General features: G+C 32.6%; 7 protein-coding genes and 1 other RNA gene. 5 read left to right on the top strand and 3 right to left on the bottom strand.

Annotated elements, in window-relative coordinates; all coding sequences use genetic code 11:
- From ssrA to VGE71_RS06040, 3 genes are all read left to right on the top strand, one after another.
- Positions 1-254: a transfer-messenger RNA gene (gene ssrA, locus VGE71_RS06050) on the top strand; the annotation flags it as partial.
- 193 nt (positions 255-447) lie between these two features.
- On the top strand, positions 448-735 hold the full coding sequence (locus VGE71_RS06045; protein WP_331137510.1) for a hypothetical protein: 288 nt from the start codon (positions 448-450) through the stop codon (positions 733-735).
- Between the two features lie 9 nt (positions 736-744).
- Positions 745-1,203 (top strand): hypothetical protein, encoded by a 459-nt coding sequence (locus VGE71_RS06040; protein WP_331137509.1) that lies wholly within the window; start codon positions 745-747, stop codon positions 1,201-1,203.
- Here VGE71_RS06040 and VGE71_RS06035 read toward each other — a convergent pair.
- From VGE71_RS06035 to VGE71_RS06025, 3 genes are all read right to left on the bottom strand, one after another.
- Positions 1,200-1,658: a response regulator gene (locus VGE71_RS06035; protein ID WP_331137508.1), complete on the bottom strand. Its 459-nt coding sequence runs from the start codon at positions 1,656-1,658 to the stop codon at positions 1,200-1,202. The two genes, VGE71_RS06040 and VGE71_RS06035, sit on opposite strands and share 4 nt — an antisense overlap.
- A gap of 2 nt (positions 1,659-1,660) precedes the next feature.
- On the bottom strand, positions 1,661-4,354 hold the full coding sequence (locus VGE71_RS06030; RefSeq protein ID WP_331137507.1) for a PAS domain S-box protein: 2,694 nt from the start codon (positions 4,352-4,354) through the stop codon (positions 1,661-1,663).
- 155 nt (positions 4,355-4,509) lie between these two features.
- Positions 4,510-5,289 carry a polysaccharide deacetylase family protein gene (locus tag VGE71_RS06025; RefSeq protein ID WP_331137506.1) on the bottom strand — a complete coding sequence of 260 codons (780 nt, stop codon included), beginning with the start codon at positions 5,287-5,289 and terminating at the stop codon, positions 4,510-4,512.
- 200 nt (positions 5,290-5,489) lie between these two features.
- On the opposite strand from VGE71_RS06025, the gene VGE71_RS06020 reads away from it, so the two are divergent.
- Both VGE71_RS06020 and VGE71_RS06015 read left to right on the top strand, forming a co-directional pair.
- Complete coding sequence (locus tag VGE71_RS06020) at positions 5,490-6,182, top strand: response regulator transcription factor (RefSeq protein WP_331137505.1); 693 nt, start codon at positions 5,490-5,492, stop codon at positions 6,180-6,182.
- Positions 6,172-7,539 (top strand): HAMP domain-containing sensor histidine kinase, encoded by a 1,368-nt coding sequence (locus tag VGE71_RS06015; RefSeq protein WP_331137504.1) that lies wholly within the window; start codon positions 6,172-6,174, stop codon positions 7,537-7,539. The genes VGE71_RS06020 and VGE71_RS06015 overlap by 11 nt, the downstream gene beginning before the upstream one ends.
- The last annotated feature ends 109 nt before the right edge of the window (positions 7,540-7,648 follow it).

Here is a 7,648-nt window from a genome sequence, read left to right as displayed (position 1 = left end):
GCGCCACGTCTCTACAAGGTAGAGAAGCTGGATTCTCCTGGAAAGCCTTGGTTTGTGGCGTTCCGTTCAGGGGAACCGTAAAAATAAACCTAGATATTCATGAGCTTCGGGTGGATTTCGAAAATTAAGAAGATAAGTGTTGGGTGGTTGTTTCTGGCCTAGCTCAACATCGAAAATTTAATCAGGAAATAAGCGTGTAGAAAGCTCTTTAGTTGCTTGTTTGGACCCGGGTTCGATTCCCGGCGACTCCACAAAAAAAAAGCCTGTAAACTTAAATGTTTACAGGCTTTTTGGTTTTTAGCAGTTATTTGAAAAATCGTCCCAATATGAAAATTTAACAATGCTTCAAGAAAATTATATAAAATAATTTATTGATTGAGTATGTAATTTTAGAATAATCTAATTAGAGAATTAGACACATTTATTCACTTTTTAAATTTGATTACTATGATATTCGAAAATTACACTTACAATGAATTTGAAGGAGAAATGAATTCATACGAGGAGCAACTATTGCTAAATTATGATGATTATTTGGAAAGTAATCATGCAAACGAATTATATACTCGCGAATCACGCTATTTAGAACTTGGAGAACTGGAGGACGATCTTGAAGATGACTTCGAATCAGAATATGATGAAAATGACTGGGAAGAAGAGGATTTGGATGAAAAATTGGAAGGTGAATACAACAAAGATGAAGAAACTCCAGGAACTTTTTTAATGTTAGGCTAAATCATTCAAATGAAAAATATACTGTTCCTTTTTATAGCAATTTTATTGTTTTCATGTCAAAAGAAAGAAAACAACAATACCACTAGTAAATCTCCGACTCCTATTCCTGAAAAAGAAAACAAACAGGAAAACAAACAAAACGGAGATACGATTACTATGAATTATAGCGATAAAGAAGGAATATTTACAGCTGAAGGAAGATTAGATTCTCTTAATTCAAAAGTATATGTTAAGTTTACAAATGAAGAATTAGAGGTATTAAAAGCTAAAATTATTCCAGCTCCCGAAAAAGGAAACATTCGTTTTAATCAAATTATTTTTCCAGATAAAACTTCAGACGGCCCTTTTGGAATGGATTTAGAGATTCCGCTCAAACAAAAAGGAGTTCATGTTTTAGTAATCGGACATTCTTTAATGGCTGATAATCCTTATTACGGAAAATTCGAAGTGCAAATAAAAACCAATTAGTCTTCGTTACAGATAAAAATATGCTTAGAACCGCTTTCTTTTAATTTATGGAGAGCGTCTTTTAAATTATGCCCAAAATTTGTAATGTGCTGAAGGATGTGCTTCAAATCAGTAAAACTATTAGGCTTCACAAAATAGCAAATAGATCCAAGTTTTAAAGCCGTTTCCATATCATTTTTATGAGAAGAAGTCGAAATCATGATTACAGGAATATCCTTATAACGATCATCGTTTTTAATTAATTTAAGACAATCCCAGCCATTCATTACAGGCATATTGAGATCTAGAAAAATCAGCTGTGGTTTTTCAGTGATTTGATTAAGTATTTTCCACGCTTCATTTCCATTTTCTGCACAATGACAGATTATGTTTCCATCTATTTCTTCTAGTGCCTCACAAAACATTTCGGTGTCATCCGTATCGTCGTCAGCCAGTAAAATTATTTTTTCACTCATACTTATATTCCATTTTCTTGTTGCTTTAGAGGAAGTTTAATTGTAAAAACTGCCCCTACATAAGGTCGCCCGATTGCTGTAATAGTTCCTCCGTGCCTTTCTACTATCTTCTTACAGAGTGACAATCCTAATCCCGTTCCTTCATAGACATCCTTAGAATTAAGTCTTGTAAAAGTTTCGAAGATTTGTGCCGATTGTTCATCTTCAAAACCAATTCCGTTATCTTCAACAGTAATCAAAGCTATTGCCTTTTGATTCTCAGCTACTATTTTTGAAGATATTACGATTACAGGGGGCGTTCCTTTTTTGGCAAATTTAATAGAATTATTAATCAAATTATAGAAAAGCTGATAAATCAGTACCGAAGCTCCTTCCAGCTTTGGCAGATCATTATAATAAATCTCTCCATTGGTATTTTGCAAGGAAACTTCCAAATCAGTTTCGATATTTTTTAAAACTTCGTTTAAATCAATTAAAGTTGCTTTTTGTAAATTAGAATTGATTTTAGAATACATCAAAACACCATCTATCATATTAAACATTCGATCTGCAGCAACATGTATTCTGCCAATAAATCTCGATGCAGATTCATCTAATTGACCTTGTAAATGTTCTTCTAGCCTACTGGTAAATGTTTTTATTTTTCTTACTGGTTCTTTCAAATCATGCGAAGCAACATGCGCAAACTGTTGTAAATCTTCGTTGGAACGTTGCAATTCTTTTGTTCTATCGGCTACTAAACCTTCCAGTTTTTCGGTAATTGTTTTTTGTTCGTGAATATCGGTACAAGTTCCAAACCATTTAACAATCACTCCTGTTTTATCTCGAATAGGAAGTGCTTTACTCAAAAACCAACGATATTCTCCTGTATTTTTATTCTCTAATCTAAATTCAAGCTGATAATTTGTACCTCCTTGAACACTTATATACCAAGCTTCTAATACTGGTAAAACATCATCGCGATGCAACAATGGAACCCAACTTTGGTCTCCAAACTTATTTTCTTCTAAGCCAGTATATTCATACCAACGCTTATTGTAATAATCTGTAGAACCATCTGGTTGAGCTGTCCAGATAACTTGTGGTACAAGATCTGCCATTTGTCTGAATTTCTCTTCGCTGTCTTTAATAATCTGTTGTACTTCTTTTTGCGAAGTGATATCACCAGCTGCACCAAACCATTCAACTATGTTTTTGTCATCGTCTAAAATTGGAATTGCTCTCGAAAACGTCCATCCAATAGAACCATCAGCTTTTAAAACTCGATGTTCCATTTCAAAAGTCCCCTTTCTTTCAATTGCATTGGCAATTAGCTTTAATGCTTTTTCCTGATCTTCAAAATAAATATATTTATCGATCCAGTTAAAAACAGGAAGTTCAGGATCTGACTGAAAATCAATTCCTTCTAAATTTCTCATTACAGTCCAATCAGCATTCATTCGATATACAAAATCAGATGAAGCATTAATTAAAACACGGAAACGATTTTCGCTCTCTTCCATCTTTTTTCTGGCAACAACCTGTTCTGTAACATCAACTGCAACCTGAATCATTCCGGTTATTTTACCATCTTCAACCAAAGGACGATAAGCAAGGTTGTAATAATAATCTCGTTTTACTCCTGTACGATTGTGCTGTACCAAAACTTCACTCTGATCAAAAGGAGTTCCTTCGTTATAAACGTTTTGAACCTGAGTCCATACATATTGTCCTTTTAATTCTGGCAGAACATCAATCAATGGCATTCCGATGATTTCTTCTCCCCTGCCAATCATGGCAAGCATGTGTTTATTAATTTGTTTGATTACCAAATCATCTCCCATCAAAACTAATGTTGGAGATGGCGTTTGGTCGATCATCGATTTTAAAGTAGCTTCACTTTGTTCTGCCTTTTTTGTTGCTAGAATCTGCTGTTGTTCTGCTTGTTTTATTTCTGTAATATCGCGGGTAGTTCCTGCAACAGCTTCTACTTCTCCTTCTTCATTAAAAACTGGCGCAAAAATATAATCGTAAATCCTGCTTCCTAATTCGGCGTGTGGAAAAGACACAGTTCCTCTAATCAATTTTTTTGAGGCAACTACTTCGTCAATTTCTCTTTCATGCATTACAGCATGCCATTCTTCGTATCCATTATCTCTCAAACCTTTACCAATAGATTCTTCTGCCGATTTTCCCCACATAGAAAGCAGTGCTTTATTTGCATAAGTAAAATGATAAGAGAGATCAAATACATAAACCAAATCTGGAGTTGTATTGGCTATAGAATGATAAAATCGTTTTTGCTTTTCTGCAGTATCTAACGCATTTTTCAAAGCAATTTCGGCTTTTTTTCTTTTGGTAAGATCCTCTGTAGTAACAATCAATAATTCTCCTTGTTTTACAACTGCAAATCGATACCAGAATTTAGAATCTCCAACTATATATCTGGATTCAAAATCAGTTGTAATTCCGGTTGTTGCCGTATGAATAAATTTTTCAAGAATTCCGTTATCTTTTATTCCAGGAAAAACCTCAGTATAAAGCCTGTCTTTGTAGTTTAAATCACTAACGCGTTTTAAGACATAAGCATTTAAAAACACTATCGAAAAATCGTTTACTTCACCCTGATTATTGTACACAGACTTAATTACGGCAATGCCATTGGCTGTTGAGTCAAAAATGGTTTGAAATAAATCTTGATTTTCTGTTAACTCCATGTTTTAACTTAATGTATAAAAAAGCGTTATACTATTTTATTTCGATTGTTTTTGGATAAGTGAATTGAGAACTCACTGCTTTTTGTAAAAGCGAATATAATTAATTTTATTACACTCAAACTTTTATTCAATGAAATAAAAATGACTAAACAAAATCAGTTTTGAGGCAATAAATTATTCAAATCAGATAAAGTGTAATATTTGAGATTGTTAAGCTTCATGTATCGACAGACAAATTCTAAAGTTTCTATTTTTGTCTGGTAATTTTCTGTTACTTTCTTCACTGGTTTATGACTGCAGAGAATCAGAATTTTATTATGTTTTTTAGCATAATCCAATAATTCTAAAAGATATGGAATGCTGAAATGAATATGACTGTTATCGATATCAAAAGCAAAAACGATTTTTGAATTATTAAAATAACTGTCTTGTTTTTCTGGAAGTTCTCCACCAAAAGCTCTTCCTCTGATAATTTTAAATTCAGGAGACAAAGCTTTATCCAATTCTTCAGATCTTTCTCCATACGGATAGGCAAAAGAAGTAACGTTAAAACCTTTCTTTTTCATAGAAACAATCATGGGATTTATTTCCTGTTGCATATAAGCATCTATTCCGTTTTGCTGTACAAACTTTACGGCATTGTAATGATGATATCCATGTCCTGCAATTTCATGTCCTTCTTTTTGCATTTGAAGCAGTTTTTTAATTTGAGGCGCTCCAATAGAATCTATTCTGCAAACATTGAAAGTAGCTCGCCATCCGTATTTTTTCAAAGCGGCATCGGCTTCAGCCCATTCATCAACATAAGCATCATCAAAAGACAAAATCACACCTGCTTCATAAGGTTTAGCCTCTGGTTTTTGTTTTTTATTATCGCAAGACAAAAAAGTTAAGAACATTAAAAACAACATGGTTCTAATAAAAAGTATTTTCATATCGTATTTTGATTAAAATGAAACTTTAAATGTGCTTTTACAGAATAGTTTACTCAAATATAAAAACTTTTTTAAATCTTTTACAGGCACTTTTGTAATTACAGAAAACACATTTTAGTTCCTGTTTTTTTTACTCTAAAATACTCTACTTTTAATTACTTTTATCCCATTCAAAACTCATTCAGTAATAATAATCGATAATGAATAAAGTGTTATTAGTAGAAGACGATCCTAGAGTTGCGTCTTTTATCATAAGAGGTCTCGAAGAAAATCTGTATCAGGTAAAAGCAGTTTCAAAAGGTCATGATGCTGTAAATGAAGTCATGAAAAATGATTTTGATATTATCATTCTTGATATTATGCTTCCTGATATTTCAGGTTTTGAAGTTTGCGAGATTTTAAGAAATAGAAAAATCATAGTTCCAATTCTTATTCTTAGTGCTTTAGATACTCCACACGAAAAAGTAAAAGGACTGCAATCTGGCGCAGATGATTATTTAGCCAAACCTTTTTTATTTGAAGAACTTTTGGCGAGAATAAATGCGCAGCTTCGTCGTGCTGAATTTAGTTCCGGAATTTTAGATTTTCAATCTTATGCGGGAATCGAAATCAATATGAAAGAACAAAGTGCCTCAAGAGACGGAAAAGAACTCAATCTTTCGTCAAGAGAACTGAAGCTTTTGATTTTCTTTATGAAAAACCGCGAAAAAGCGCTTTCTAGAATTGCAATTGCCGAAGCGGTTTGGAATCTTGATCTTGATATGAACACCAATACTGTAGATGTTTATATCAACTATTTACGAAATAAAGTCGATAAGAATTTTTCTGAACCACTCATTCATACTGTAAAAGGAACCGGTTATATGCTTAAGAAAAAAGCTCATGAATCTTAAAACCAAACTTTCTGTAAATTCTACCTTATTATTTGCTTTTACTGTCGGACTTGTACTGACGGGATCATTTTTGCTTTTTAAAAAACACAGACAGGATCTTTATTACGAAAGACTTGAAGACAGCGCCTTGATAACTGCTTTTTTTTATTTTGAAAAAGATGAAATCAGCAAAGTTGACAGCTCTCGTTATCAAACCATAGAAATTGAGTATAAAAAAATTACCAATCAGACGATCAGGATATATAATGCTAAAACTAAAGAATTATACCTGAGAGACGATATCGATATTACTTTAACTGACAAGGATTTAAAAGCAATTTCTAAAAACAGAATATTCTATTTTACAAAGGAAGACAGACAATTTACAGGTTTATATTATAAAGATAATCAGGGCGATTTTATTATTGTAGTTTCCGGAATTGATATTGTGGGAGATCAGCAATTAAATGCGCTGGGATTAATGTTCATTGGATTTTATCTGCTCGCGATTCCGTTTAATTTTCTTTTAGGAAGATTTTTAGCCAAACAAACTTTCAGACCTTTTGAAGATGTTATTGCCAAAGTAAATACGATTACCACAGAAAACCTACATTCGAGACTTGAAATGCCTACGGTTAGTGGAAAAGATGAAATTAAAGAACTTATCACAACCTTTAATTATCTTTTAGAAAGACTTGAAACGGGTATCAAGCTGCAGAATAATTTCCTAAAAAATGCATCGCACGAATTAAAAACACCACTGACTATTATTATAGGAGATATTGACGTTTCGCTACAACATCCGAGATCAAACGAAGAATATGAAAATGTTTTGAAATCTCTGAGGAAAGATACTTTTCATTTAAAATCGATTTTGGAAGAACTTTTAGTGTTGTCAGGTCTTGAACTTTCTGAGCCACAAAAAATGGAAACCATCAGAATAGATGAAATATTATGGAATGTATTGGAGAAAAAAGCAATTGAATATCCAGACTCAAAAGTTTCTGTAAATTTTGACAACATTGCCAATAATGAAGAGTTGCTTTCTGTTTATGCAAACAAAGACATGCTTTTTATAGCACTCAATAATGTATTGGATAACGCCATTAAATTTTCTTTTCCAGAAAAGGTCAATGTTTTTGCGTCTTCAAATGGAGGCAAACTTCTAATTAAAATTGTTGATAAAGGACTGGGAATTTCACAAAAAGATCAGGAATCTATTTTTGAACTCTTTTTTAGAAGTGATCGTACACGTCATATTCAGGGACAAGGATTAGGGCTTTTTATTACCATGCAGATTCTAAAACTTCATCATATTGAATTAAATATCGATTCAGAATTGGAAAAAGGCACAACCATTTCTTTATTATTTCCATAATTAATTTTGCTTTTTTTTAAGCGAATAGTCCTCATCAAGAATCGCCATTTTTACAATTGGTAACATTGGCTTAATACTCTAATCTTTCTCTAATCTACTTCAAATATAA

Origin of the sequence: Flavobacterium sp. (genome assembly GCF_036405015.1) — a bacterium.
GTDB lineage: Bacteria > Bacteroidota > Bacteroidia > Flavobacteriales > Flavobacteriaceae > Flavobacterium.
The sequence above is the reverse complement of the archived record's forward strand: the minus strand, read 5'-3'. Positions and strand labels throughout refer to the sequence as shown.

Bases quoted from the DNA above. Each gene is read 5' to 3' on its own strand.
- VGE71_RS06045 (WP_331137510.1), top strand. From the start codon at position 448: ATGATATTCGAAAATTACACTTACAATGAATTTGAAGGAGAAATGAAT.
- VGE71_RS06040 (WP_331137509.1), top strand. From the start codon at position 745: ATGAAAAATATACTGTTCCTTTTTATAGCAATTTTATTGTTTTCATGT.
- VGE71_RS06035 (WP_331137508.1), bottom strand. From the start codon at position 1,658: ATGAGTGAAAAAATAATTTTACTGGCTGACGACGATACGGATGACACC.
- VGE71_RS06030 (WP_331137507.1), bottom strand. From the start codon at position 4,354: ATGGAGTTAACAGAAAATCAAGATTTATTTCAAACCATTTTTGACTCA.
- VGE71_RS06025 (WP_331137506.1), bottom strand. From the start codon at position 5,289: ATGAAAATACTTTTTATTAGAACCATGTTGTTTTTAATGTTCTTAACT.
- VGE71_RS06020 (WP_331137505.1), top strand. From the start codon at position 5,490: ATGAATAAAGTGTTATTAGTAGAAGACGATCCTAGAGTTGCGTCTTTT.
- VGE71_RS06015 (WP_331137504.1), top strand. From the start codon at position 6,172: ATGAATCTTAAAACCAAACTTTCTGTAAATTCTACCTTATTATTTGCT.